Origin of the sequence: Streptomyces monomycini, assembly GCF_022271435.1 — a bacterium.
GTDB classification, from domain to species: domain Bacteria; phylum Actinomycetota; class Actinomycetes; order Streptomycetales; family Streptomycetaceae; genus Streptomyces; species Streptomyces monomycini.
In genome coordinates, this window is record NZ_JAFIQY010000002.1 from 1 (window position 1) to 25,492 (window position 25,492).

General features: G+C 73.2%; 22 protein-coding genes. 5 read left to right on the plus strand and 17 right to left on the minus strand.

Features of this window, described 5'->3' with window-relative positions:
- A partial coding sequence (locus JXZ78_RS02660; RefSeq protein WP_238782637.1) for a PucR family transcriptional regulator ligand-binding domain-containing protein occupies window positions 1-1,187 on the minus strand: 1,187 nt, incomplete at its 3' end.
- Window positions 1,188-1,435: 248 nt separating this feature from the next.
- Here JXZ78_RS02660 and JXZ78_RS02665 point away from each other — a divergent pair.
- A complete protein-coding gene (locus JXZ78_RS02665; RefSeq protein ID WP_030017334.1) occupies window positions 1,436-1,840 on the plus strand; it encodes a RidA family protein in 405 nt (134 codons plus the stop codon).
- A gap of 20 nt (window positions 1,841-1,860) precedes the next feature.
- Here the strand turns inward: JXZ78_RS02665 and JXZ78_RS02670 are convergent, their stop codons facing one another.
- On the minus strand, window positions 1,861-4,005 hold the full coding sequence (locus JXZ78_RS02670; protein WP_030017335.1) for an ATP-binding protein: 2,145 nt from the start codon (window positions 4,003-4,005) through the stop codon (window positions 1,861-1,863).
- A gap of 432 nt (window positions 4,006-4,437) precedes the next feature.
- Between JXZ78_RS02670 and gabT the strand changes: the two genes are divergently transcribed.
- Both gabT and JXZ78_RS02680 read left to right on the plus strand, forming a co-directional pair.
- Window positions 4,438-5,787, plus strand: coding sequence for a 4-aminobutyrate--2-oxoglutarate transaminase (gabT, locus tag JXZ78_RS02675; RefSeq protein ID WP_030017336.1), 1,350 nt, complete (start codon window positions 4,438-4,440; stop codon window positions 5,785-5,787).
- A gap of 346 nt (window positions 5,788-6,133) precedes the next feature.
- Window positions 6,134-6,805 carry a phosphatase PAP2 family protein gene (locus JXZ78_RS02680; protein WP_033036989.1) on the plus strand — a complete coding sequence of 224 codons (672 nt, stop codon included), beginning with the start codon at window positions 6,134-6,136 and terminating at the stop codon, window positions 6,803-6,805.
- Here the strand turns inward: JXZ78_RS02680 and JXZ78_RS02685 are convergent.
- Both JXZ78_RS02685 and JXZ78_RS02690 read right to left on the minus strand, forming a co-directional pair.
- The gene (locus tag JXZ78_RS02685) at window positions 6,769-7,842 is read right to left on the minus strand and encodes an isocyanide synthase family protein (protein ID WP_030017338.1); all 1,074 of its coding nucleotides are present in this window, start codon (window positions 7,840-7,842) and stop codon (window positions 6,769-6,771) included. The two genes, JXZ78_RS02680 and JXZ78_RS02685, sit on opposite strands and share 37 nt — an antisense overlap.
- A complete protein-coding gene (locus tag JXZ78_RS02690) occupies window positions 7,839-8,780 on the minus strand; it encodes a TauD/TfdA dioxygenase family protein (protein ID WP_050501983.1) in 942 nt (313 codons plus the stop codon). Before JXZ78_RS02690 ends, JXZ78_RS02685 begins: the two co-directional genes overlap by 4 nt.
- A gap of 269 nt (window positions 8,781-9,049) precedes the next feature.
- On the opposite strand from JXZ78_RS02690, the gene JXZ78_RS02695 reads away from it, so the two are divergent.
- Both JXZ78_RS02695 and JXZ78_RS02700 read left to right on the plus strand, forming a co-directional pair.
- Window positions 9,050-10,186, plus strand: a complete 1,137-nt coding sequence (locus JXZ78_RS02695; protein WP_030017340.1) for a DegT/DnrJ/EryC1/StrS family aminotransferase — start codon at window positions 9,050-9,052, stop codon at window positions 10,184-10,186.
- A 40-nt stretch (window positions 10,187-10,226) separates the two neighbouring features.
- Window positions 10,227-11,414: a nucleotide disphospho-sugar-binding domain-containing protein gene (locus JXZ78_RS02700; RefSeq protein ID WP_050501984.1), complete on the plus strand. Its 1,188-nt coding sequence runs from the start codon at window positions 10,227-10,229 to the stop codon at window positions 11,412-11,414.
- Between the two features lie 219 nt (window positions 11,415-11,633).
- Here JXZ78_RS02700 and JXZ78_RS02705 read toward each other — a convergent pair whose 3' ends face one another.
- The 13 genes from JXZ78_RS02705 to JXZ78_RS02765 all read right to left on the minus strand — a co-directional run bounded on the left by JXZ78_RS02705 (window position 11,634) and on the right by JXZ78_RS02765 (window position 25,471).
- A complete protein-coding gene (locus tag JXZ78_RS02705; protein ID WP_157851443.1) occupies window positions 11,634-11,840 on the minus strand; it encodes a hypothetical protein in 207 nt (68 codons plus the stop codon).
- Between the two features lie 90 nt (window positions 11,841-11,930).
- Complete coding sequence (locus JXZ78_RS02710) at window positions 11,931-13,157, minus strand: class I SAM-dependent methyltransferase (RefSeq protein WP_208870089.1); 1,227 nt, start codon at window positions 13,155-13,157, stop codon at window positions 11,931-11,933.
- Window positions 13,154-14,581 carry an NDP-hexose 2,3-dehydratase family protein gene (locus tag JXZ78_RS02715; RefSeq protein WP_238782638.1) on the minus strand — a complete coding sequence of 476 codons (1,428 nt, stop codon included), beginning with the start codon at window positions 14,579-14,581 and terminating at the stop codon, window positions 13,154-13,156. The genes JXZ78_RS02710 and JXZ78_RS02715 overlap by 4 nt, the downstream gene beginning before the upstream one ends.
- A 41-nt stretch (window positions 14,582-14,622) precedes the next feature.
- Window positions 14,623-15,735, minus strand: coding sequence for a DegT/DnrJ/EryC1/StrS family aminotransferase (locus tag JXZ78_RS02720; RefSeq protein ID WP_030017344.1), 1,113 nt, complete (start codon window positions 15,733-15,735; stop codon window positions 14,623-14,625).
- Complete coding sequence (rfbB, locus tag JXZ78_RS02725; RefSeq protein ID WP_030017345.1) at window positions 15,732-16,712, minus strand: dTDP-glucose 4,6-dehydratase; 981 nt, start codon at window positions 16,710-16,712, stop codon at window positions 15,732-15,734. Before rfbB ends, JXZ78_RS02720 begins: the two co-directional genes overlap by 4 nt.
- On the minus strand, window positions 16,709-17,767 hold the full coding sequence (locus tag JXZ78_RS02730) for a glucose-1-phosphate thymidylyltransferase (protein WP_030017346.1): 1,059 nt from the start codon (window positions 17,765-17,767) through the stop codon (window positions 16,709-16,711). Before JXZ78_RS02730 ends, rfbB begins: the two co-directional genes overlap by 4 nt.
- A 148-nt stretch (window positions 17,768-17,915) precedes the next feature.
- Window positions 17,916-18,953 (minus strand): helix-turn-helix domain-containing protein, encoded by a 1,038-nt coding sequence (locus JXZ78_RS02735; protein ID WP_030017347.1) that lies wholly within the window; start codon window positions 18,951-18,953, stop codon window positions 17,916-17,918.
- A 179-nt stretch (window positions 18,954-19,132) separates the two neighbouring features.
- Window positions 19,133-19,585, minus strand: coding sequence for a bifunctional DNA primase/polymerase (locus JXZ78_RS02740; protein WP_030017349.1), 453 nt, complete (start codon window positions 19,583-19,585; stop codon window positions 19,133-19,135).
- Window positions 19,586-19,815: 230 nt separating this feature from the next.
- Window positions 19,816-21,231, minus strand: a complete 1,416-nt coding sequence (locus JXZ78_RS02745) for an NAD(P)/FAD-dependent oxidoreductase (RefSeq protein ID WP_030017351.1) — start codon at window positions 21,229-21,231, stop codon at window positions 19,816-19,818.
- A 5-nt stretch (window positions 21,232-21,236) separates the two neighbouring features.
- Window positions 21,237-22,031, minus strand: a complete 795-nt coding sequence (locus tag JXZ78_RS02750; protein ID WP_030017352.1) for an ABC transporter permease — start codon at window positions 22,029-22,031, stop codon at window positions 21,237-21,239.
- Entirely contained in the window at window positions 22,031-22,960 is a 930-nt protein-coding gene (locus JXZ78_RS02755; RefSeq protein WP_030017353.1) for an ABC transporter permease, read from the minus strand. The genes JXZ78_RS02750 and JXZ78_RS02755 overlap by 1 nt, the downstream gene beginning before the upstream one ends.
- Window positions 22,957-24,105, minus strand: a complete 1,149-nt coding sequence (locus JXZ78_RS02760; RefSeq protein ID WP_030017354.1) for an ABC transporter ATP-binding protein — start codon at window positions 24,103-24,105, stop codon at window positions 22,957-22,959. The genes JXZ78_RS02755 and JXZ78_RS02760 overlap by 4 nt, the downstream gene beginning before the upstream one ends.
- Before the next feature lie 121 nt (window positions 24,106-24,226).
- Window positions 24,227-25,471 carry an ABC transporter substrate-binding protein gene (locus tag JXZ78_RS02765; protein WP_030017355.1) on the minus strand — a complete coding sequence of 415 codons (1,245 nt, stop codon included), beginning with the start codon at window positions 25,469-25,471 and terminating at the stop codon, window positions 24,227-24,229.
- Between the last annotated feature and the right edge of the window lie 21 nt (window positions 25,472-25,492).

The following is a 25,492-nucleotide window of genomic DNA, read 5'->3' on the forward strand; positions in this document are numbered from 1 at the left end:
GCCTCGGCCCGCGCCGCGCGCCCGCGCGGCAGCGGCTGCCCGCCGTACCGGGCCTCGGCCACGGCGGCGTGCTCGGCGCACGCCTCGACGGCGGCCCCGCCGTCGGCGGCCAGCACCACCAGCCGGGCGCCCTCCGGTACGGCCAGCACCGCCTCGCCGGTACGGGCCGCCGCCGACTCCATGGTGTCGGCGAGGGCGTCCAGGGCGGGCGGCGCGTCACCGGGCTCCGCGCCGTCGGCGGCGACCGGCTCGGCGACCACGACCCTGAAGGGCGCGTCCAGGAGCCCGCCGTACAGCCGGCCGGCGACCGCCCGCGCGTGGTCCGGCTCACCGGCCAGCAGCATCCGCAGCACCGCGGCGCCGAGCCGCTGCTCGGCCTCCTGAAGGGCGCGGGAGCGCTCGGTGGTCAGGGTCAGGAGGGCGACGGCGGAGTGCACGGCGAAGCGTTCGGCGGTGCCCAGCGGCGCGCCCGTGCCGACCGCGAGGACGCCACGGGCACGGCGGCCGGTGCCGAGGGACTGGAGCTCGACCCGGTCGTCGCCCTCGGCGTCGCTGACGACGGAGCTGGCGGGGGCCGGGCGCTCACGCAGCCGCCCCACGTCGCCGCCGAGCCGGGCGGCGCGGCGGGCGGCCCAGTCGGGGGCCGCGGCGACCACCGTGCCGGACGCGTCGTACAGCGCGGCCCAGCCCTTGAGGTGCGCGGCGAGCCGGGCCAGCAGCTCGGCCGGGCCCTCGGTGCCGAGGGCGGCCCGGGTCAGCTCGCGCTGCGCCTCGAAGCCCTCGGTCACGGCGCGGTACTGGTCGGCGGCGACCGCGGCGGAGACGGCCTTGCTGATGGCGATGAACGGGGTGCTGCGGGGCACGCCCAGCAGCGGCAGCTCCGCCTCGGCGGCGGCGGTGACCAGCGCCTGCGGCACGTCCTCGTAGTTGACGCCGACCGCGAAACCGAGCCCGACGACCCCGGCGCCCGCGACGCGCCGCACGTACCGGCGGGCCGTCTCCGGGTCCTCGGCGTCCAGCTTGAGGGCGGTGATGAGCAGCAGCTCGCCGCCTTCCATGTACGGCACCGGGTCGATCAGCTCGCTGGCGTGCGCCCAGCGCACCGGGGTGTCCAGCCGGTCCCCGCCCGCGAGCACCGTCAGCTTGAGCGCGGAGTGGTGGGCCAGGGAGGCGAGGGTGTGCGGCATGGGACCTTCGGGGGCGTCGGCGGGCGGACTGGCTGTCGGCGGGCCGGCGCTGCGCCGTCCCGTATGAACGGTCGCTGCCGATTCTGCCTCAGTGGAGGGGTGCGGGGGTGAGACCGTCCGGGGATACGCCCGTACGGGCGCGGGCCCCGCGGCGGCCGGCTAAATCCGGTGGACGCGCCCGGCCCCGCCATGAGCTGATCGGCACCGACCGGTACGGACCACCGCAGTCAGCCCCCGAAGGAGCCCCGATGGCCCGCTTCACGACCGTGCCCGCTCTGTTCCCACCCCCGCGTTACTCGCACGCCGCCGTCGTCGAGGCGGGTGAGCGCCTGGTCTTCAGCGCGGGCGCCGTCCCGCTGGACGCGGAAGGCGATCTCGTGGGCCCGGGCGACCGCGCCGCCCAGACCCGCCAGGTCCTCGCCAATCTCGCCGCCCAGCTGGAGGCGGCGGGCAGCGGCCTGGACCAGGTGATCGCCAGCACGGTCTACGTGGTCGCCACCGCCTCCGGGGACCTCACCACCGCCTGGGAGGAGGTCCGCTCCTCGGCTCTCTCCACGGGCCCGCACACGTCCACGCTCGTGGGCGTCACGGTCCTCGGCTACCCGGGGCAGCTGGTGGAGATCACGGCGACGGGGGTGGTGCGGGAGGGGTGACCGGACCGCTCCGGCCCGCCTCATCCCCGAAGATCCACCAGCACCGGCGGCGCATGCTCCCCCCGTACCGACGTCACCGACAGCACCCCGTGCCCCGGGGGGACGGAGTTGGCCAGGTCGGAGGCGGACCAGCGTTCGCGTTCGACGGTGCGGACGGTGACGGCCTTGGCGGTGGCGGCCTTGCCGGTGACCAGGTGGCGGAAGAGGTGGAACGCCTTCATCGCGGCGCCCTCGGCGATGATCTGGCGGTCGGTCACGTCCCGCGTCTCGACCCACTCCTTGCCCCAGACCTCCGCGAACCGCGCCCCGTCCCAGGTCGTCACACCCGCGAACGCCATCCGGCAGCCCACCGCGCCCAGCAGCGCGCTGCGCAGCGCCTCGGGGACGTCGTCGAGGGAGCGCAGGGTCATCAGGACGCCTGCGTTGGCGGCGCGCAGCCGTTGCAGGCCGCGCAGCGATTCGGCGGTGACGGTGTGCGCCGCGTCGTCCAGGACCAGGCAGGCGAAGAGCGAGCGGTCGCCGCGGGCGGCCGCGCACTCGGTGAACTGGGCGAGCACCAGCCGGGCCAGGATGCGCGACGCCTCCGCGTGGCCGCGTTCGGGCAGGTCGACGCGGACGCGCAGCGGGCGGTCGAGGGCGCGCAGGGACAGCTGGTGGTCGCCGCCCTCGGGGCGGAAGTACGGCGCGAAGGCCGGGCGGTCCAGGAGGGCGACGCGGTCGGCGAGGAGGTCGCCGATGTCGCCGGGGCGCCCGGACTGCCGTGCGCGGGCGTCGAGTTCGCGCAGTTGCGGGTGTGATTCCGTGGTCTTCAGAGCGGTCCGCAGCGCGGCGAGCGCCGTGTCCGAGCCGTCGAGGAGTTCGCGGAGTTCGGGTACGGACGGGAAGCGGCCGTGTGCGGCGCGGTAGGGGCCGAGCAGCTGGCCGAGCGCGGTCGCGGCGCGCCGGCTGTCGCCGCCGGGCAGGGTGGCGGCGAGGTCGCCGACGAGGGCTTCGGCGAGGATGCCGGCCGCTTCGTCGGGGTCGGTGGTGCCGCCGTACAGGTCGAGGTCGCAGTCGGGTTCGGGGGCACCGATCCGGACGATCACGTCGAAGGCCTCGTCCGGGCCGAGGGCGGAGCCGGCCGCGCCGACGGCGACCACCGCGCTCCGTCCGGCCAGCGCCTGGAGGCACATGGCCTCCACGACGGGCCGCACCACGCGGGTGGTCTTGCCGCAGCCGGGCGGGCCGACGGCCAGCAGGGAGGTGCCGAGCAGCGCCGGGTCGAGGGCGAAGCCCGTACCGCGGTGCTGATGGGGGTTGCGCGGGTGGTTGGTGGCGGTGCCGATGCGCACCTGGTGGGCGAGCAGGTCGTGGTGGGCCGTACGGGCGGGCAGGTCGCGCCGGCCGGAGGGGTGGGGGCAGGCGGCGGCGCCGTGGCGCAGGACGGTGTCGGTGAAGGAGGCGAGGGAGTTCTTGCCGGAGCGCACCGAGTGCCAGGCGCGTTCGATGCGTGCCACGTCGACGTCGTTCATGCGTCCGGCGAGGGCCTCGGCGGCGAGCTTGTCGGCGGCGTCGGGCGCGCCGCCCGCGCGCAGGTCTGGCCACCGGGCGCGGTCCTCCTGCGGCTCCGGGACGGCGTCGGGGCGGCGTGCCCGGGCGCGGCGCAGTACGGGGCCGAGGCAGCGCCGTCCCAGTTCGGGCCAGCGGCCGAGGCGTCCGAAGACGACGGCGAGGAGGGCGAGGAAGAGCGCGTAGTAGAAGTACGTGAGCCAGACGAAGATCATCTTATCGCCGCCGGCCGAGCGCCAGGAGTCGGGCGTCAGGAGCAGCAGCGGGTAGATCCAGTACGGGCCGAGGTAGCCGTTCCAGAGCAGTGACCACAGCAGCCAGCCGCACAGGAACGAGATCAGCGCGCCGGTGACGAGCTGCCGGGTGGGCACCCGGTCGGGACTCTCCGCGGGCCGGGGGACGTGTCCGTACGTCCAGATGCCGGGCGCGCCGGCCCGGCGGGGGGCGCGCAGCCAGCGCAGGAACGTGCCGTCCTCGGGGGCGCTGGGCGGGGCCGGCGGCACCGGCGGAACTCTCGGGGCCGGTGGTGCGGACGGGACCGGTGGCGCCGTGGGGCGGGGTACGGGGTGGTCGGTGCGGGTGTGCGGTGCGTCGTGCTGCGTGCCCTCGGTGTCCATCCGGTGCCCCTCGTCCCCCTAGGACCTGTCGTCACATTCCCGCCTGCCGCGCGACGCCTGGCACGCACGCTCGCAGCGTTGCCGAAACACCCGCGTAGCTCCGCTACGAGGGCGCCCCGGCGCCTTGCGATCGCACGCACCAGACGCCGCGCGGCCCGCCCTCCGGGCGGAACGACGGGAATGTGACGACAGGCCCTAGAGACGTCCGGGCGCGGGACGGAAACGGTTCCGCCCGTGCGCCCTGCTGTTCCCGCGCATTGCCGCCGCTCAATCTACTGGCCGCGGCGCGCCGCTATGTCCGGTGCGGACAACGCAACACGCGCACTTCTCCCGAACGGAACATGCCGACGCCCCGTTCCTCCCCCTAGCCTGCGAGCACAACCCCTTCAGTACGTCTTTCAGTACGTCCCGTTCCACCCCCAGGAGACTGCCATGACCGAACTGTCCGGAGGCCCCGCCCTCCCCCAGGAGCGTCGCGTCGTCACCGCGATCCCCGGCCCCAGGTCCCAGGAGCTGTGGGCCCGCAAGCAGGCCACGGTGGCCGGCGGCGTAGGGGCGGTGCTGCCCGTCTTCGCCAAGCGCGCGGGCGGCGGCATCCTGGAGGACGTCGACGGCAACTCCTTCATCGACTTCGGCTCCGGCATCGCCGTGACCTCGGTCGGCAACAGCGCGGAGGCCGTGGTGCGCCGCGCCACCGCGCAGCTCGCGGACTTCACCCACACCTGTGTGATGGTCACGCCGTACGAGCCGTACGTGGAGGTCTGCGAGCAGCTCGCCGAGCTGACCCCGGGCGACCACGCGAAGAAGTCCGCGCTGTTCAACTCCGGCGCCGAGGCCGTGGAGAACGCCGTCAAGATCGCCCGCGCGTACACCAAGCGCCAGGCGGTCGTCGTCTTCGACCACGGCTACCACGGCCGGACGAACCTGACGATGGCGCTGACCGCGAAGTACATGCCGTACAAGCACGGCTTCGGCCCGTTCGCGCCCGAGGTCTACCGGGTGCCGCTGGCCTACCCCTACCGCTGGCTGACCGGCCCGGAGAACTGCGCGAAGGAGGCCGCGGACCAGGCCATCTCGCAGATCACCAAGCAGATCGGCGCGGAGAACGTGGCCGCGATCATCATCGAGCCGGTGCTCGGCGAGGGCGGCTTCATCGAGCCGGCCAAGGGCTTCCTGCCCGCCATCGCCCAGTTCGCGAAGGAGAACGGCATCGTCTTCGTCGCGGACGAGATCCAGTCCGGCTTCTGCCGTACCGGCCAGTGGTTCGCGTGCGAGGACGAGAACATCGTCCCGGACCTGATCACGACCGCCAAGGGCATCGCGGGCGGCCTGCCGCTGGCCGCCGTCACCGGCCGCGCCGAGATGATGGACGCGGCGCACGCGGGCGGCCTCGGCGGCACCTACGGCGGCAACCCGGTGGCCTGCGCGGCGGCGCTCGGTTCCATCGAGACCATGCGTGAGCTGGACCTGAACGCCAAGGCCCGGCGGATCGGCGAGATCATGAAGCCGCGCCTGGCGGCGATGGCGGAGAAGTACGACATCATCGGCGAGGTACGCGGCCGGGGCGCGATGATCGCCATCGAGCTGGTGGAGTCCGGTTCCAAGGAGCCGAACCCGAAGGCGACCGCGGCGCTGGCGTCCGCCTGCCACCAGCAGGGCCTGCTGGTGCTGACCACCGGCACGTACGGCAACGTGCTGCGCTTCCTGCCGCCGCTGGTCATCGGCGAGGACCTGCTGAACGAGGGCCTGGACATCATCGAGAGTGCGCTCGCGACGGTGTGACCTGAGGTAACCGGCGGCGGGTCGTGAAGAATGTGTGCGGGGCCCATGGCGGGCAGGTGATCCGGCTGTCCGGCCCCGGCTCCCTGCCGTACGGTTTCTGCAGATGAGAGAAACACCCCGCCCACAGGGGACTGTGGGCGACGCCCGGCCGACGCTTCCCCAGCTGCGGCCGAGCCGTGCCTTCGCGCACGACTCCGGGGCCGCGCGCCCCGGAAATCCTCACCGATCGGACGGCCGCCCGCCCCAGACCCCCCGGGGCGCGCGGCGCTCCGGTCAGCGCGGCCGCCTCGGAACCACCCCCCCTGTTCCGAGGCGGCCGACCTTCTTCTTCCGGCCCCTCCTGTGGGTGGGCGTCCTGTGCGCCGCGCTCTTCGCGTTCCTCACCTGGCAGGTGGCCTCCGACGGTCCGCTGCGCGCGCTGGACGAACGATTCGGCCGCGCCGTCGTGCACAGCCCGGTGCCCAACGCCCTGGCGGAGTTCTTCGCCGACCTCGGCAACACGGTCGTCGCGCTGCCGGTGCTGGTACTCGCGGCGCTGTTCGCCGCCTGGCGCGGACGGCGGGCGGCCGTCGCGCGCTGGTGGCTGCCGCCGCTGGCCGCGCTGGTGACGATGGCCGTGGTGCCCGCGCTGGTGGTGCCGGTGAAGACGTGGCTGGCCCGGCCGGGCCCGCCGGAGATGGCGGGCGGCGCGCACGCCGGATTCTTCCCGTCCGGGCACGGGGCGACGGCGGCCGCCGCGTACGGGGCGGTGGCCCTGCTGCTCGCCGCCCCGTGGGCCGCACGCCCCGGACGGACGCACGGCCCGGCGCTCGCGGCCGCCGCCGGGCTGCTCGGCCTCGCGGTCGGCATCGGCCTGGTGCGCCGCGCCTACCACTGGCCGCTGGACGTGCTGGCCAGTTGGTGCCTGGCCGGGGTGCTGCTCGCGGCCTGCGCGGCGGTGTGCGGACGGTGGGCGGACCGCCCGCACCCCGGGCGCGACGGTCAGCTCGCCGCGCCGAGCAGTTCCGACGCGATGTAGTGGCTCGGGCGCCAGCTGGGACCCGCCGGGATGCCCACCCGCTCCGCCTCGTGCCGCTTCATCAGCCGGAAGCGGTCGGTGCCGGTCTGCACGACGACGGCGTGCCAGGGCGTGAGCCAGTTGTCCGCCGACTCCAGCAGCGCGATCCCGAACTTCGCCGAGCCGCAGGCCTGCGGGTGGATGGAGAGCCGTACGGTCTGCCGGTAGTGGTGGGCTATCAGCTCGCCCCACGCCCGGCTGCGCCGCAGCACGCCGTACGCGCGGCTGCGGCACTCCCGCTGCAACTGGGCCTTGGAGCCGGTCCACTCCGCGGTGTCCTCGACCAGGAAGCGGATGGTGCCGCGGTAGTGGCTGAGCGCCGGTCCGCCGGCCCGCACCTCGGCCCGCAGTTCCTCCACGCTCTGCGCGTAGTCCTTCTCCAGCAGCGCGCGCTTCTCGTCGTAGGTGTGGCCGTCGTAGACCTGGTCGAGGCCGAAGGTGTCGATGTGCCGCAGGCCGTTGGCGTCGATCATGTCGCGCAGTGCCTTGCCGTACGCGTCGATGTGCGCGTCCGGCACCCGTATGAGGTCGCCGAAGACATGGCCGTCCGAGCAGATCAGCAGCCGGGCGCCGGGCGGGTAGACCGCGTCGATCGCGGCGCACAGGTCGTCCAGGAAGCGCAGCGAGAGCAGTTCGCCGAGGTCGGGGAGGTGGCCGGCGACCTTGGCGGGGTTGGGTGACTTGCAGGGGAACGCCGGCAGGGTCAGCAGCACCGGTTCGCGGCGGGCGACGAAGCCGCGGATCTGGGCAAGCTGTTCGGCGAAGCACTGCCCGGGCCGGTGACTGTCGTGGCTGCGTCCCTCGGCTCCTTCGGCGCTGTCGGCGCCGTCGCCCCCGTCGTCCCGCGTGTCCGCCGGCGCGCCGGCGGGCCGGTGGTGCGGCAGCAGCAGGTCCAGGATCCGGGCGCAGTACTGCTCCGTGCGGGCCGCGTACGCGGCGTCGCCCTCGTCCTCCGCCTGCTCCCCGGGCTCGGCGTGCTGCTCGTAGGTCACGGTCATGCGGTCCCTCGCTGGGTGTCGGCCCCGGTCTCGGCCCCGGTGGCGCCTCGGTGGTCGTGGATGTGGCTGGGCAGCGGGGGGTCGCCCAGGACGTGGACGCGGCGCAGGTGGCGCGGCAGTCCGCGGCGGTAGGGCACGCGGGTGTGCAGCAGGGTGTAGTTGTCGGCGATGACGATGTCGTCCTGCTGCCAGGCGTGCACGTACACGTGCCGGGGGTCGTACGCGGCGTCGCGGACGGCGGCCAGTTCGGCGGCGGCCGCCTCGCCCTCCAGCCCCTCGACGCTCACGTCCGGCTGGTTGATGATGTGCTCGCCGTCCGGCACCGGTTCCAGGAACCGCATGACCGGGAATCCGGCGTCGGGGTGCGGTTCGATCAGGGGAGAGACGACGATGCCGCCGTAGTGGGAGACCTTGGCGTTGCGGTAGCGCAGGGTCAGTCCGCGCCAGCGCTCCAGGGTCTCGGGGTCCGCGTCGGCGAGGACGCGGGTGGTGTCGCAGAAGAGCGTGCCGCCGCCTTCGGCCGCGCCGGGCGCCGCGACGCAGTGGAAGACCTGGAACTCGGGCACGAAGTCGACGTACATCCCGTCCCAGTGCAGCGGCATGAAGCCGGTGTCGAAGACGTGGTCCTCGGGGTCCTGGTGGGCGCGTACGTCGAAGACCGTGCCGAACGGCCACTCCATCACCTCGCCCCAGGTGCGCGCGTAGGCGTCGAGTGCCGTGGCGTCGGCCGGAGCGGTGAATCCCCGCAGGGCGACGAGGTGGTGGCGCCGGGTCAGCTCGCGCAGCCACGGCACGGGGACGGCGGTGACCGGGGTGTCCGGCCCGGTCGCGGTGATCAGCACGCCGAAGGGTCCGGCTGCGGCCGTCGTCCAGGGCCGGGTGTCGTCAGGGGCGTCGTCGGTGGTCGGACCGGACGCGTGGACGGCTTGGGACGTCATGGTTCCTCTCCGGATGGCGACGCGCCGGACCGGTCGGCCCGGGCGCGGTGACAGCGACAGTACTTGAGAGTTCAAGAACTTTCCACGTCGTGGCCGACATCGCGCTGCCACCCATGACTTTTCCGCCACCGCCGCGCGCGCGAAAGGCACTTCGCGTGGCCTGAACCGGCCGTGGCCCGTTCGGGCCCGCGTCCCCCGCTTCTGCACCCTCCCGGCCCGCACGAGACTCGCCGTCGAGGAACGCCCCTTCGAGGATGCGAGGACCCGGCATGATCGACCTCTTCCAGCCACAGGCCGGCGACGGCGAACTGGCCGCCGTCGCCGCCGTGTTCACCGACCGCTGGCTCGGCCACGGACCGCGCAGCACGGCGTTCGAGGCGGCCTTCGCCCACCACATCGGCGCCCGTCCCGAGCACGTGCTGTTCGTCAACTCGGGTACCGCGGGCCTGTTCCTCGCCGCCGAACTGCTGGATCTCGCGCCCGGCGACGAGGTGGTGCTGCCCTCGCCCAGCTTCGTGGCCGCCGCCAACGCCGTCGTACGGGCCGGTGGCCGCCCGGTCTTCTGCGACGTGGACTCCCGCACCCTCAACCCGTCCGCCGAGGACGTCGAGGCCGCCGTCACCTCCCGCACGAAAGCGGTCGTGGTGCTGCACTACGGCGGCTACCCCGGGGACATCGCGCGCATCGCGGACCGCTGCCGTACGGCGGGGCTCACCCTGGTCGAGGACTGCGCCTGCTCGGTGGCCTCGCGCGTCGGCGGGCGGGCCGCCGGCACCTTCGGCGATCTGGCGATGTGGAGCTTCGACGCGGCCAAGGTGATGACCACCGGCGACGGCGGGATGCTGCACGTGCGCGACGCCGGACTCGCCGTCCGCGCACGGCGGCTGGCGTACCACGGTCTGGTCCGGCCGACCGGCCTCGGCTCCGCGCAGGTCTCGGGCCGCTGGTGGGAGCTGGACGTCCCGGAGCCCGGCCGCAGGGAGATCGGCAACGACCTCACCGCGGCCATCGGGGCCGTACAGCTGGCCCGGCTGCCCGCGTTCATCGCCCGCCGCAAGGAGATCGTCGGCCTGTACGACCAGGAGCTGGCCGGGTTCGACGCGGTGCGGGTGCCGCCCGGGCTGCCCGCCGGGCACACGTCCTCGTACTTCCTCTACTGGGTGCAGATGGCCGCCCGCCTGCGCGACCAGGTGGCGTCCGCGCTGTTCCGCGACGGCATCTACACGACCTTCCGCTACGCGCCGCTGCACAAGGTCCCCGCCTACGGGGCCGACGGCCCGGACCTGCCCGGCGCGGAACAGGCCGCCGCGGAAACCCTGTGCCTGCCGCTGCATCCGGGGCTCGCCGACGCCGACGTCCGCACGGTGGCTGCCGCGCTGCGCAAGGCCGTCGAGTCGGCGCACTGACCACGCCATCCGTCCGGCCCGAACGAGGGAGAACCGCATCATGCGCGTCCTGGTGACCACGTCCCACGGAGCGGGGCACGTCTTCCCGCCCATCGCGCTGGCGCACGCGCTGCGCGCAGCGGGGCACGACGTCCTGTTCGCCACCCCCGGCGCCTCCGGCGCGCTCGTGGCGCGCGCCGGGCTGCACGCCTTCGACTCCGCGCCCGGCGCCGACACCGAGGAGATCTTCGGGCGGCTGCTGGCCGAGCGGCGGATGACCTTCGACCGCTTCCGTACGGACTCGCCCGAGGCCGTCACGCTGGCGGCCGAACTCTTCGCCCGGACCTCCGAGGCCACCGTGGACCGGACGGTCGAGGTGGCCCGGTCCTGGCGGCCCGACCTCGTCCTGCACACCGAACTCCAGGGCGCCGGACCGCTGGTGGCCGCCGTGCTCGGGGTGCCGGCGGTCGAGCACACCATCAGCTGCCACCACTTCCGGCAGATCAGCGACCGGTTCGGGCCGTGGCTGGCCGCCGCGTACCGCCGCCACGGCCTGGCCGGACGGCCCCCGATCGCCGCGACGGTCGACACCCGCCCGCCCAGCATCGCCACGTACGACCTGGGCGGCTGGCCCATGCGGGCCCTCCCCTACACCACCGGCGCGGTACTGCCGCCCTGGCTGCTGGAACGCCCGCCCCGCCCGCGCGTCGCGGTCACCCTCGGAACCCTGCGCCCGCAGCTGAACGGCGTCGGCGAGCTGCGGGCGGTGGTCCAAGCGGCGGGAGCGGTGGACGCCGAGTTCGTCCTGGCGCTCGGCGACGCCGACCCCGCCGCGCTGGGCGCACTGCCCGCCAACGTACGGGCCGAAGGCTGGCTGCCGCTGACCGCGCTGCTGGAGACCTGCACCGCGATGATCCACCACGGCGGCAACGGCACCACCCTGGCCGGGCTCGGTGCGGGCGTCCGCCATCTGGTGCTGCCGGGCGGCGCGGACGACTTCGAGGTGGCGCGGATTCTGCGCGCTCGGGGCGCCGCCCTGGTCAGCACCCCGGACGCGGTGGACGCCGCGCTGCTGCGCCGCCTGCTCGCGGACGGCGAGATGCTGGCCGTGGCAGCCGAGATCCGCGCCGAGACGGCAGCCCTGCCCGCCCCCGCCGCCCTCGTGCCGCGGCTGGAGAAGCTGGCGGGACCGGGGCGCGCCACCGCCCCGCCGCGAGATGACACTCGGCGAATCCACTCCGAGCCTTGACGGTCGCCCTTGTTCACGAGACAGCGGTCAAGAATGCGTGAGCAAGGAAGACTTGACTCCATGACTGATCCGATAGCAGCCGCTCTGGCTGTGACTTCTCAGGAAGACCTGGTCAACTAATTGGCACGACGAGCAGTTGACTTCGTGCCGCCCCATCTGGATCACGCGATACACGTCGCAGGGCCCCATGCGATATCGACAGCCCTTGCGCGCATTGCGTCACGGCCCGGAATTCTCCGGTTGCCGCTGTGCGCGCTCCGGGCCGCGCCCCATGCGAACTGCCGCCACCAGAGCCATCACGACACCGGCACCGCAGGCGGCGCCCCGTACGAATCCGGAGGGGAGCACGAAACTCGATACGAGCAGCACGAGGCCGACGGTCAGCAGACCGACCGAAGTGTTGAGTTTCGAAGATTCCCTGTACATGCCATCAGTGTAAAGGAGAGGAAAAGCACCCTCGTCGACGGAGATTCGGGGCGCCTGGACACCGGAAACACTCCATGCGGGCCCACGGCCTCACACCACGCGCACCCCGGGGACGTACAGGATCCAGCGCCCGCCCGCCGCCCGGAACGCCCGCTCCCTGGCCATGATCTCCGCCGCGTGGTTCCACGCGAACAGCAGCGCGTAGTCCGGGTAGGGCGCGGCGAAGGCGTCGGGCGGGCGGACCGGGATGCGGGCGCCGGGGGTCAGCCTGCCCTGTTTGGCCGGGGTGGAGTCGCAGATGTAGGGGATCAGATGCGGGCCGAGGCCGCAGTAGGTGGTCACCGTGCAGCTCTTGGCCGTGGCCGCGTATCCGGCGACGGTGCGGCCCGCGGCGTGCAGTTCTTCGAGGAGGGCCACCAGGTCTTCGCGTACGCCGTCCACCCGGCCCGCGAAGGCGGCGAGCACCGCCGGGTCCGTCAGCCCCCGGCCCGCCTCCTCCGCCAGGAGTTCCGCGACGGCCGGGGAGGGCGGGCGGCGGCCGGCGCGGGCGAGGGTGTAGCGGAGCTGGCCGCCGTGCACCGGCAGCCGTTCGATGCCGACGAGCCGGAAGCCGAACCGTTCGGCCAGGGCGCGTACGGAGGTCGCGGTGAAGTAGTACCGGTGCTCGTCGTAGAACTGGTCGAAGGCGGTGCGCCCGACGATCTCGCCGAAGTACGGGTCCTCGAAGACGAACACGCCGCCCGGGGCGAGGAGTTCGTCCAGCCCCGCGAAGAGTCCGGGCAGGTCGGCGATGTCGCAGACGGTGTTGGCCGCGTACACGATCTGGGCGGGGCCTTCGGCGGCGACGGCCTCACGGGCCGAAGCGGCGGTGAGGAAGGCGCGGTGCACCCGTATGCCGCCGTGCCCGGTGTATCCGGACGGCTCGAAGGCGAGGGTGCGCACCCCGGCGTCCGCCAGGCACCGCAGCACGACACCGTCCGTGCAGCCGACCTCGACGGCGAAGGGGGTGTGCGTTCCTGACAGTTCGGTGCGCAGCAGGTGCCGTCCGGTCGCGCGGAAGTGCTCGCGCATCACCGTCGAGCCGGACGAGTGGTACGGATAGCCCGGGTACGGGCGGTACCCGTGCGGGATGTCGTCGGTGAGCTGGACGAGAGCGCAGCGCTCGCAGCGCCCGACGGCGAGGCGGTAGCGGAACGCGTCGCACGCGGCACCCGGGGCCTCGGCGGGTGCCGGGAAGGCCGAGGACAGGGGGTGGTGGCCGAGGTCGAGGAAGGTGTGCAGCGGTGTTCCGCAGATCCGGCACGTCGGCACGGTCAGCGCTCCAGGGTCGGGTTCGGGCCGGTCAGGCTGCGCAGGCAGGTCAGCAGGGTGCGGGCCTGGACGGTGACGTAGTGGCTGTGCCGCAGCAGGGCGGAGAGCTGGTGCGCGGTCATCCACCGGTGGGTTCCGGCGTCCTCGTACGGTCCGGGCCCGTCCACCGCCACGATCAGGTAGCGGTTGAGCGCGTGGTGGAAGCGGCCGCCCTCCTCCGACAGGAGGGCGTCGAAGAGCACCCGCTCCGGCGGCGCGGCCAGGACCTCGTCGAGGAAGGGCGGGCGCGCCCCGGGCGGCAGCACGTCGTAGTTCTCCGGTGTGCAGCACACCGTCGCGGTCAGCTCGGCCTCGTCCACGCTGCCCGGCTCGGCGGCGGCGTGCACCAGGACGTGCGGCACGCCGTCGACGCGGGTGAGGAGGAAGGCGATGAGACCGGTCCCGTGCGGGCGCAGCATGGGCTGCGTCCAGCGCCGCACCTCCCGGCCGCCCGCCCGTACCTCGACCGCGATGACGTCGAAGAAGCGGCCGGTGTCGTGGCTGACGGCGTGTTCGGTGCGGTGCCAGCCGGGCAGACCGCCCAGCGGTACGGGCCGGGTGCGCAACCCGGCGCGGCTGCGTACGCCGGTGAGCCAGTGCAGGATCTCCCTCCCGGGGTGCAGCGCGCGGCCCGCGGTCCCCGGCGGCGGGGGCAGGCAGGCGAGCACGCTCCTGGCGTCCATGTTGACCACGTCACCGGCCCCGAGCAGGGCGTGGATGCGGGGCAGCGTCATCCACCGGTACCCCGGCAGCACCTCGACGTCCTCCGTCGTGCGCACGATCATGTTGCGGTTGCGCTTGCGGTAGAACCAGGCGCCCTGTTCCGACTGGCGTACGTCCGCCACCAGCCGGCGGGGCGACGGATCGCGGAAGTGGCGCAGGTAGGGCACCGTCCGGCCGCCGTGCGCCCGGGTGAAGTTGGAGCGGGTGGCCTGCACGGTCGGCGCGAGCTGGAGGCCGCCCGCGTTGCCCGGCTCGGGCTTGGCCTGCACGAGGAAGTGCGCCCGGCCACCGAAGTCCTTGGCCAGCAGGCCCAGGATGCCCGTCTCGGGCTGGTCGAGGATGGGCTGCGCCCAGTGCGGTACCGGGCCTTCGGGTGCCGACACGTCCAGTCCCCGGACGGTGAAGAACGCGCCCCGGTCGTGGACGAGATCGCCGGTGCGGGCGGCGGTGTGCCAGCCCTCCAGGGCGTCCAGCGGGATGCGCCGGGTACGGGTGTACCTGCGCTCGCCGGCCTCGGCGAACCAGCGGCCGAGCGGGCCGGACACCAGGGGCGAGGTCGTCTCGGACGAGGACGTCTCGGACGAGGACGTCTCAGGCGCGGCCGTCTCAGGCGCGGCCGTCTCAGGCGCGGCCGTCTCAGGCGCGGCCGTCTCAGGCGCGGCCGTCACGGGCGCGGCCGTCACGGGCCCGGTCGCCATCGGCGCCGCCGTCACAGCTCCCCCAGCACGCCGAGCAGCGCCTCGATCACCCGGTCCTGCACACCGCGCGGCAGCGACGGGTACATCGGCAGCGAGAAGATCTCACCGGCCAGCGCCTCGGTGACGGGCAGCGATCCCCGTGGGCAGCCCAGGTGGGCGAAGCCGGTCATGGTGTGCACGGGCCACGGGTAGCTGATGTTGAGCGCGATGTCGTGACGCTCCCTGAGAGTCCGCAGGATGCGGTCCCGTTCGGGGTGGCGGACGACGTACACGTAATACACGTGCTCGTTGCCGGAGGCCGTGGCGGGCAGCACCAGAGCGCTGCCTGCCAGCGCTTCTTCGTAGCGCCCGGCCACCGCGCGCCGGCCGGCGACGTATTGGTCCAGGCGGCGCAGTTTGCGGCGCAGGATCTCGGCGTGCACCTCGTCGAGCCGGCTGTTGTGGCCGGGGGTGCGGAGGACGTAGTAGCGGTCGGCCATGCCGTAGTAGCGCAGCCGTCGCAGCGCGGCGTCGACCTGCGCGTGCCGCGTGAGGACCGCGCCGCCGTCGCCGTACGCGCCGAGGACCTTGGTCGGGTAGAAGGAGAACGCCGCCGCGTCGCCGAGGGTTCCCGCGAGGCGGCCGTGGTGGCGTGCGCCGTGCGCCTGGGCGCAGTCCTCCAGTACGGCCAGGCCGTGCGCCTCGGCGACAGCCCGGAGGGGCGCCATGTCCACGCACTGCCCGTAGAGATGCACGGGCAGCAGCGCGCGGGTGCGGCCGGTCACGGCCGCCGCGAGCTGCCCGGTGTCCATGAGGTACGTGTCCGGGTGCACGTCGACGAAGACGGGGACGGCGCCGGCCGCGTCGATGGCCAGTACGGTGGGCGCCGCGGTGTTGGAGACGGTCACCACCTCGTCGCCGGGGCGGATGCCGAGCGCCTGGAGGGCGAGGGTGACGGCGTTGGTGCCGTTGTCGACGCCCACGCAGTGCCCGGTGCCGTGCCAGGCGGCGTACTCGGCCTCGAAGCCGCGCACGCTCGCGCCGAGCACGAGCTGCCCGGAGCGGAAGACCGTGTCGACGGCGTCCAGCACGTCCGCCCGTTCCTCCTCGTACTCGGCCAGGTAGTCCCACACGCGGGTGGTCATCGGTGGGCCGCCTCCTTCCACCAGTCGGGGTTGTCGCGGTACCAGGCCACGGTGTCGGCCAGGCCGCGGTCGAAGCCGGTGCGCGGGCGGTGGCCCAGCTCCGCGCGGATCTTGGTCGCGTCGAGCGCGTACCGCCGGTCGTGGCCCTTGCGGTCGGGCACCCGGCGGACACTGGACCAGCCGGCGCCGCACAGCCGCAGCAGTTCGCCGGTCAGCGCGAGGTTGGTGCGGGGCGTGCCGTCGCCGACGTGGTAGATCTCGCCGGCCCGGCCGTGGTGGAGCACCCGGTGGACGGCCCGGCAGTGGTCGTCGACGTGCAGCCATTCGCGGACGTTGCCGCCGTCCCCGTACAGGGGCAGGTCGCGGCCCTCCAGGAGGTGGGTGACGAAGCGCGGGACGAGCTTCTCGGGGTGCTGGTAGGGGCCGTAGGTGTTGCAGCAGCGGGTGACGGACACGTCCAGCCCGTGGGTGTGGTGGCAGGCCAGCGCGAACAGGTCGGCGGCCGCCTTGGACGCCGCGTACGGGGACCGCGGCGCCACCGGCTGGTCCTCGGTCCACGCGCCGCGTTCGATGGAGCCGTAGACCTCGTCGGTGGAGATGTGCACCACCCGGGGGACACCGGTGCGCAGACAGGCGTCGAGGAGCGTCCGGGTGCCGAGGACGTTGGTGCGGACGAAGTCGGGCGCGGTGTCCGGGTCGAGTGAGCGGTCGACGTGCGACTCGGCCGCGAAGTGCAGTACGGCGTCGTGGCCGGGCAGCAGGGAGAGCAGCAGCGGCAGGTCGCCGATGTCGCCGCGGACGAAGTCCAGGCGGGGGTGGCGGGCGGGCAGGCTGGCGCGGTTCCCGGCGTAGGTGAGCAGGTCCAGCACGGTGACGCGGGTGTCCGCGTCACCGTGCTCCCCGAAGCCGCCGCCGAGGAGCGTCCGGACGTAGTGCGAGCCGACGAACCCGGCGCCGCCGGTGACCAGGAGCCTCACCCGGCCACCTCGACGCGGGTGTCGTCGCCCACCAGCAGCCGGTGCCGGCCGTCGCCGGGGCCGATGCGGGCGGCGCGGCCGATCAGCGAGCCGTGCACGCCGCCGACCCGGTCGACGCGGACACCGTCGAGGGCGATGGAGTCCGCCACCCCGGCCCGGCGCAGCACGCAGTCGCGGCCGAGGGAGGTGTACGGGCCGATGCGGCTGTCCTCGACGACGCTGCCCGCGCCGACCAGCGCGGGGCCCTCGATCCGCGAGCGGGTCACCCGCGCCCCGGCCTCGACCACGACGGGCCCGGTCAGCCGGCTCGCGGCGTCCACGGTGCCCGCCACCGCGGGCCGGACGCCCTCCAGCAGCCTGCGGTTGCAGGCGAGGACGTCCTCGACGCGGCCGGTGTCGCGCCAGTAGCCGCCGTACTCCGCCGCCCGGACCTCGGCGCCCGCGGTGATCAGGCGCTGCACGGCATCGGTGATCTCCCGTTCGCCGCGCGGCCCCGGCCCGGTCGCGGCCACCGCACGGTGCACCGCGGCGGTGAAGAAGTAGACGCCGACCAGCGCGAGGTCGCTGCGCGGCCGCTCGGGTTTCTCCGTCAGCCGCACCACCGCGCCGTCCGCGTCCAGTTCGGCGACGCCGAACCGGCGCGGGTCGGGCACCTTCTGGACCGCCAGCTGCGCGGCCGGGCGGCGGGCGGCGAATTCCGCGGCGAGCGCGCCGATCCCCTCGGGCAGCACGGTGTCGCCGAGGTACAGCACGAAATCCTCCGCGCCGAGGAATTCCCGGCCGAGGGCCACGCAGTGCGCCAGCCCCAGGGGCTGTTCCTGGCGCAGATATGTGAGCCGTACGCCGAGATCCGCACCGTCGCCGAAAGCCGCCGCGATGTGCCGGTCCCGGGCGCACAGGACGATGCCGATGTCGGTGACACCGCATTCCCGGATGTTTTCCAGGACGTGCCGCAGAACCGGCTTGCCCGCAATCGGGATCAATTGCTTGGGCATCGAGTACGTGAATGGGCGGAGCCGGGTTCCCGTTCCGCCGGACAACACCAGAGCCTTCATGAAAGGGAGTGTCGGACCGGCCGCCGTACGGGAAAAGGGGCGGCCGGTGGACCGAACCGGCCGTGTCCCTTTCGGTCCACGGCCGGGCCCTGCGGCGGCGGACGGGGACAGGCCGGCCGGTGCCCTGCCACCGGCCGGCCTGTCCGCTTCACGCGGTGCGCTGCACCTCGGGAGACGACGCCGGCAGGTAGCCCAGCTGAGCGGCGAGCACCCCGGCCTGGAACCGGCTGCGCGCCTTCATCCCCGTCATCGCGTCGGTCGCGATCCGGCGCGCCGTCCGGGCCGAGACGCCCAGCCGCCGGGCGACCGTGGCGTCCGTGTGGCCCTCGGCGAGCAGTTGCAGCGCGGCGAGGTGCTGCCGGGTGAAGCCGTCCGCCGCGCGCCGGGACGGCGGTGGGCCCAGCCGTTCCGCCGCTGCCCACACGGCGTCGAACAGCGTGCTCAGCGCGGCCACGACGCCCGGCACCCTCACGGCGACGGCGGCCTCCGTGGCGCCCTCGCCGGCCGTGAAGACGAGCGCGGAACGGCGGTCGACGACGACCATGCGGGTGGGGAGCACGGCGGCGGTACGGACCTCCGCGCCGGCCGCCGCCAGCCGTTCGGCGTGGGCCACGGCGTCCGGATCGTTGCGGGCGCTGTCGAGGCAGACGGTGCGTATCCGGATGCCGCGAGCGAGCAGGTCCTCGTGCAGGCGCGGGGCGGCGGACGCGTCGGACGACGGGTACGGCTGCCCGGCGGCGAACACCTGCAATTCCTCTTCGGCGAGGGTGCCGATTTCCCGTACGTGGTCGCTGATCCGGTCGGCTCCCAGGACGCGGAACACCCCGTGGTCGGTGACGGAATGCTGGTGCGTGGCGAATTCGGAGACGAGCCGGGCGGCGGCCGCCCGGCTTTCCTCCACGCGCTGCTGCTGCGCGGCGAGTTCGGCCTGCTGCCGGGCGAGCAGAATGTCCATGCCCAGGCGCGGGCTCACCGCATAGAGCCGCCCGGGGTGTTCCGTGGAAGGGTGCGCCAGGGCGAGGCCGGCCAGCCGGCCGAGGGCCCGCTCGGCCTCCTGCCCGGTCATTCCCGTACGGGCTGCCAATTCCGCGGCCGAGGCGTGCGGTTGGGCCAGCAGGGCGCGGTAGACCGATTCCGTCGCCGGTTCGACGCCCAGCCTTCCGAGAACGTACTCCGACGTGCGCATGATTCCCCCCTGAGATGCGGCACCTGACTACGACGGCGGGCGCCCCACACGCCCGGCCCGCCGGGGAGCCCTGTCGGACGTCCCACCCGGGACCACGGATGCGGGGGCCGCACGACTCAACGTCGCGCCGGGGAAAGCGCGGCTGTGTCCTGTCTCACGGTGCTGCCGCGCCGGTTCCCTCACCGGTCTCCGGCGAGCCGTGCGGCGGCCTCGTGCATCGCCAGTTCGAGCACGACCGGTTCGGTGAGCCGGCCGGTGCCGTCCGGGACGACCAGCCAGCGCACCCCGCCGGTCGCCCGCCCCGGGTACGGCACCACGATCCAGCTGCCGTCGCCCGCGCCGCGCACGCCCGTACCGAGCCAGCGCGCCGCGGTGCCCGGCGGCACGAAGAATCCCGTACGGGTGTCCCCGAAGTCCGCGAGGACCGGCCCCGGCAGCTCCAGTACGCGGGTCAGTACGTCCAGGGTCGGGCGTCCCAGGGCGCCGGGCACGATCAGCACGTCCCAGAGCCGGCCGGCCGGGAGCAGGGCGACCCCGAGGGGGTTGCGCTCCCATTCCCACCGGCAGGCGTCCGGGTCCGCTGCCGCCGTCACCAGCCACTCCACTGCGTTCTTCGCCCCCGCGGCGTCCATGTCTCCTCGCTTCCGCGGTCCCCTCGGACCGCTGTCCGCCCGGTGAGAGGCGGCGGAGGCGGCATCCTTACACGGGTTTGCCGGGGTTTTTCGCGGAAGGCGGGAGCAAGCGGGGGCGCGGAGTGGTGTACCGGCGCGCGGGAGGGGCGGGCGGCGGGGCCCGGACACCGGCCGGGTACGGAACGCGCCCCTCCGGGGCCTGCCCGGGCCCCACCAGGACCTGCCGGCCCTCAGCTGTCGAAGCCCAGCCCGGCCTTGTCCATCGCGCGCAGCCACAGGTTGCGCCGGCCGCCGTGGGTGTCGGCCCGCGTCATCGACCACTGCGTCAGCCCGATCCCGGCCCAGCGCAGCGGCTCCGGCGGGAACGGCAGCGGCTTCCTGCGGACCATCTCCAGCTCGGTGCGTTCGGTCCGCTCCCCCGCCAGGAGGTCGAGCATCACCTCGGCCCCGAAGCGGGTGGCGCCCACGCCCAGGCCGGTGTACCCGGCGGCGTAGGCGACCCGCCCGGCGTGCGCGGTGCCGAAGAAGGCGGAGAAACGCGAGCAGGTGTCGATGGCACCGCCCCAGGCGTGGGTGAAGCGCAGGCCGTCCAGCTGGGGGAAGCACTGGAAGAAGTGCCGGGCCAGCTTCTCGTACGTGGCGGGGCGGTGGTCGTACTCGGCCCGGACCGCCGCGTTGAAGCGGTAGACGGCGTCGTAGCCGCCCCACAGGATGCGGTGGTCGGCGGTACGGCGGAAGTAGTGGAAGTGGTGGTTGCTGTCGGACAGGCCCTGGCGGCCCTGCCAGCCGATCGCCGCCTGCTGTTCGGCGGAGAGCGGCTCGGTCATCAGCACGTGGTCGTAGACGGGCACGACGTACGGGCGGACGCGGCGCACCAGGGACGGGAAGACGTTGGTGCCGAGGGCGATCCGGCGGGCGAAGACCCGGCCGTACGGGGTGCGGGCGGCCATGCCCACGCCGTCGGCGGCGAGGGCGGTGGCGGGCGTGTGCTCGTAGATCCGCACGCCGAGGTCCAGGCAGGCCTTCTTCAGCCCCCAGGCGAGGCGGGCCGGGTTGAGCATGGCGACGCCCGTACGGTTCCAGAGGCCGGCCAGGAACGTCGGCGAGACGACGTGCTCGCGCAGCGCCTCGCGGTCGAGGAATTCCACCCCGGACAGCCCCAGTCGCGCGGCCTGTTCGGCGCCTTCCTTCAGCTCGGCGACCTGGTGGGGTTCGGTGGCGATGTCGATCTCGCCGGTGCGTTCGAAGGCGCAGTCGATGCCGTGGCGGGCGACGGTGTCCTCGATGGCGTCGAGGTTGCGGGCGCCCAGTTCCTCCAGCTTCGTCAGCTCGTCCGGCCAGCGGTCCAGGCCGTTGCCGAGACCGTGGGTCAGGGAGGCGGCGCAGAAGCCCCCGTTGCGGCCGGACGCGGCCCAGCCGACCTCCTGGCCCTCCACGAGGACGACGTCGCGTCCGGGGTCGCGTTCCTTGGCGATCAGCGCGGTCCACAGGCCGGAGTAGCCGCCGCCGACGACGAGCAGATCGGTGCGTTCGTCGCCGACGAGGGCGGGCAGGGCGGCCGGACGGTCCGCGTCGTCCAGCCAGAAGGAGACCGGCGCGGCGTCCGCGAGGGCGTGGGCGGGGGTGCTCATGGCAGCTCGTGCCATGTTTCTCAGCTCCTCTTCCGGCGTCCGGAGAGCAGTTGCCCTCCCAGGACGCAGAGCACGGCGATGAGGAACATCGCCGTTCCGATGACATTGATCTGAACGGGTGTGCCACGCTGCGCCGATCCCCAGACGAACATGGGGAACGTCACGGTGGAGCCGGCGTTGAAGTTGGTGATGATGAAGTCGTCGAAGGACAGCGCGAAGGAGAGCAGCGCGCCCGCCGCGATGCCGGGGGCGGCGATCGGCAGCGTCACGCGCAGGAACGTCTGCGCGGGGGACGCGTAGAGATCCTGGGCCGCCTGTTCCAGGCGCGGGTCCATGCTCATCACGCGGGCCTTGACCGCAGTGACGACAAAACTCAGGCAGAACATGATGTGCGCGATCAGGATCGTCCAGAAACCGAAGCGGATGCCCATGTTGAGGAAGAGGGTGGCCAGCGAGGCGGCCATCACCACCTCGGGCATCGCCATCGGCAGGAAGATCAGGGTGTTGACGGCGGGCCGGGCCCGGAAGCGGTAGCGGGCCAGCGCGAAGGCGATCATGGTGCCCAGTACGGTCGCGCCGGCCGTCGCCCAGAGCGCGATCCGCAGGCTCAGGCCCAGCGATCCGCACAGGTCGGCGACGCCGCAAGGATCGGCCCAGGCGTCCGCGGAGAAGCGCTGCCACGCGTAGTTGAAGCGGCCGTTGGGCTTGTTGAACGAGAAGACCAGGACGACGAGGTTGGGCAGGATCAGGTACCCGAGCGTGCCGAGGCCCGCGAGCACGACGAGGTGGCGGCGCAGCCACCGGAGCACGGCCATCAGACCAGGTCCTCCGTCCCGGACTTGCGGATGTAGAGCGTGACCATGGCGAGGATGGCCGCCATGAGGATGAAGGAGAGCGCGGCGGCGGTCGGGTAGTCCAGGACGCGCAGGAACTGCGACTGGATGACGTTGCCGATCATCTTCTGGTCGGTGGAGCCGAGCAGTTCGGCGTTGATGTAGTCGCCCGCCGCGGGAATGAAGGTCAGCAGGGTGCCGGCCACCACGCCGGGCATGGACAGCGGGAACGTCACCCGGCGGAAGGTGGTGACCGGGCGCGCGTACAGGTCGCCGGCGGCCTCGTGCAGCCGGGGGTCGATGCGCTCCAGCGAGGTGTAGAGCGGCAGCACCATGAACGGCAGGAAGTTGTACGTCAGGCCGCAGACCACCGCCAGCGGCGTGGCCAGCACCCGCTGCCCCTCGGTCAGCCCGAGCCAGCTGGTCACGTCCAGGACGTGCAGCGAGTTCAGTACGCCGACCACCGGGCCGCCGTCCGCCAGGATCGTCTTCCAGGCCAGCGTGCGGATCAGGAAGCTGGTGAAGAACGGGGCGATGACCAGGATCATCACGACGTTGCGCCAGCGGCCCGCCTTGAAGGCGATGAGGTACGCGAGCGGGTAGCCCAGGACCAGGCAGAGCACGGTCGCGGTGGCCGCGTAGCCGACCGAGCGCAGGAACTGCGGCCAGTACGCGCCGAGCGCGTCCCAGTAGGCGGCGAAGTGCCAGGTGACCTTGAAGCCCTCTTCGAGGGAGCCGGTCTGCACCGACGTGGACGCCTGGTAGACGAGCGGGGCGGCGAAGAAGACGACCAGCCACAGGATGCCGGGCAGCAACAGCCAGTACGGGACGAGCCGCTTGCGCGTGCCGCGTGCCCGGCCCCCGGGCGCGTCCGCGGAGGCGGGTGGTGGCGCCTCGGTGGCCGTCGTCATGCCGTCTCCTCGCCGGTGTCCGCGCCGGCCCCGATGTCCTGGGAGGCGTCCAGGCCGAAGGTGTGCGCGGGGTTCCAGTGCAGGACGACCTCGGCGCCGGGCGCCAGGCGCGCGTCGCGTTCGACGTTCTGCTCGTAGACGGCGAGGCGTCCGGCGCCCGGGGTCTCGACGACGTACTGGGTGCTGACGCCGAGGAACCCGGCGTGGGCGATGCGGCCGGTCAGCCGGTTGCGGCCGTCGGCGATCGTGCCGGCGTCACCGGCGTGCGCGAGGCTGATCTTCTCCGGCCGTACGCCCGCGAGGACCGTGCCGCCGGTGCGGGCCGTGGCGCGACATCGTCCGGCGGGCAGCCGCAGCTTGCTGCCGCCCGCGGTGAGCAGCAGGTCGTCGCCGCCGGCCGTCACCACCTCGGCCTCGATGAGGTTGGAGGTGCCCAGGAAGTTGGCGACGAAGGTGGTGCCGGGGTTCTCGTACAGGTCGGCGGGGGCGCCGAGCTGCTCGACCCGGCCGCCGTTCATCACCGCGACCGTGTCGGCCATGGTCATGGCCTCCTCCTGGTCGTGGGTGACGTGCACGAAGGTGATGCCGACCTCGGTCTGGATGCGTTTGAGTTCGAGCTGCATCTGGCGGCGCAGTTTGAGGTCGAGGGCGCCGAGCGGCTCGTCCAGGAGGAGCACCTGCGGGTGGTTGATCAGGGCGCGGGCCACCGCGACGCGCTGCTGCTGGCCGCCGGAGAGCTGCGTGGGTTTACGGCGCGCCATCGGACCGAGTTCGACCAGGTCGAGCATCTCCTCGACCTGTTTCTTCACGGTTTTGATGCCGCGGCGGCGCAGACCGAACGCGATGTTCTCGAAGATGTCCAGGTGCGGGAAGAGCGCGTAGTTCTGGAAGACGGTGTTGACCGGGCGCTTGTACGGGGGCAGCGCGGTGATGTCCCGGCCGTCCAGCTCGACGGTGCCGGCGGACGGGTCCTCCAGGCCCGCGATCATGCGCAGGGTGGTGGTCTTGCCGCAGCCGGAGGCGCCCAGCAGCGCGAAGAAGGAGCCCGCCGGGACCGTCAGGTCGAGCGGGTGGACGGCGGTGAAGGAGCCGTACGTCTTGCTGATCCCGGAGAGGCGGACGTCGCCACCGGAGGTCTGTGTCATGGGTGGTCCCGTGGGTCGGAGGGCGGGGCGGGGCGGACCCGGGCGAGCCGGTCCGTCGCCTTTTCAGGCACCGGGGCGGTTCCGGGGCCGGTTCAGGAGGCGGGCCGGGCCCGAAGCCTTCTCAGGCGCCCGTCAGATCGGCGAATTTCTGGGTGAATTCCTTGCTCTCCCCGGCGTTCAGGGCCCGGAAGGAATGCGACCTGGCGGCCATCTCCCGGTCCGGGAGGATCAGCGGATTGTCCGCCAGGTCCCGGTCGATCTTCGCCAGTTCCTCGCGTACCCCGTCGACCGGGCACACGTAATTGATGTAAGCAGCGATCCGCGCCGCCACCTTCGGCTCGTAGCAGTAGTCGATGAGACGCTCGGCGTTCTTCTTGTGCCGGGCCCGGTTCGGCACCATCAGGTTGTCCGTCGACGTCATGTATCCGGCCTTCGGCACGGCGTACTTGACGTCCGGGTTGTCCTGCTGCAACTGGACGACGTCCCCGGCCCAGGCCACGCAGGCCGCGAGGTCTCCCTTGCTGAGGTCGTTGATGTAGTCGTTGCCGGTGAAACGGCGGATCTGCCGGCCGTCCACGCCCTTCTGCAGCCGGGCGACGGCCGCGTCGAAATCGTCGGCCGTGCAGTCCTCGGGCCGCTTTCCCATGTCCAGGAGCGTCAGTCCGACGCTGTCCCGCATCTCCGAGAGGAATCCGACCCGCCCCTTGAGCTGAGGATCGTCGAGCAATTGGCTGACGGAATCGACCGTGCGCCCCTCGGTGGCCTTCGCGTTGTACGCGATGACCGCCGGAATACCCGTCCAGGGATAGGAATGGGCCCGCCCGGGGTCCCAGTCCGGAGCGCGGAACTGCTGTGCGAGACGGTCGGACGCGTGCGGAAGATTCCCCTGGTCCAGCCGCTGGATCCAGCCCAGCGAGATCATCCGCGCGCACATCCAGTCCGTCAGCACGATCAGGTCCCGGCCGGTGTCCTGACCGGCCGCGAGCTGCGCCTGGATCTTGCCGAAGAACTCGTCGTTGTCGTTGATGTCCTCGGTGTACTTCACCGTGATCCCGGTACGGCGGGTGAAGGCGTCCAGGGTAGGCCGGCTGCCGTCGTCGCCGACGTCCAGATACTCCGTCCAGTTGGAGAAGACGAGACGTTTCTCCTGCCCGGAGTGGTCCACGGACCGTCCGGCGTCCGTACGGCCCGCGGGCGGGATGCCGCAGGCCGACAGCGCGCCGAGACCGCCGAGCGTGAGCGCCCCCGCCCCGGACGCGCGCAGCAGCGACCGCCGGGTCATGGCCATCCGGCCGTCGGTGAGGCTGCGCCGTACGGCGGCGAGTTCGGGCGGCGACAGGCTCCCGGGCTGCTGACTGTCCTCCATACGCGGTGCCCTTTCCTGATG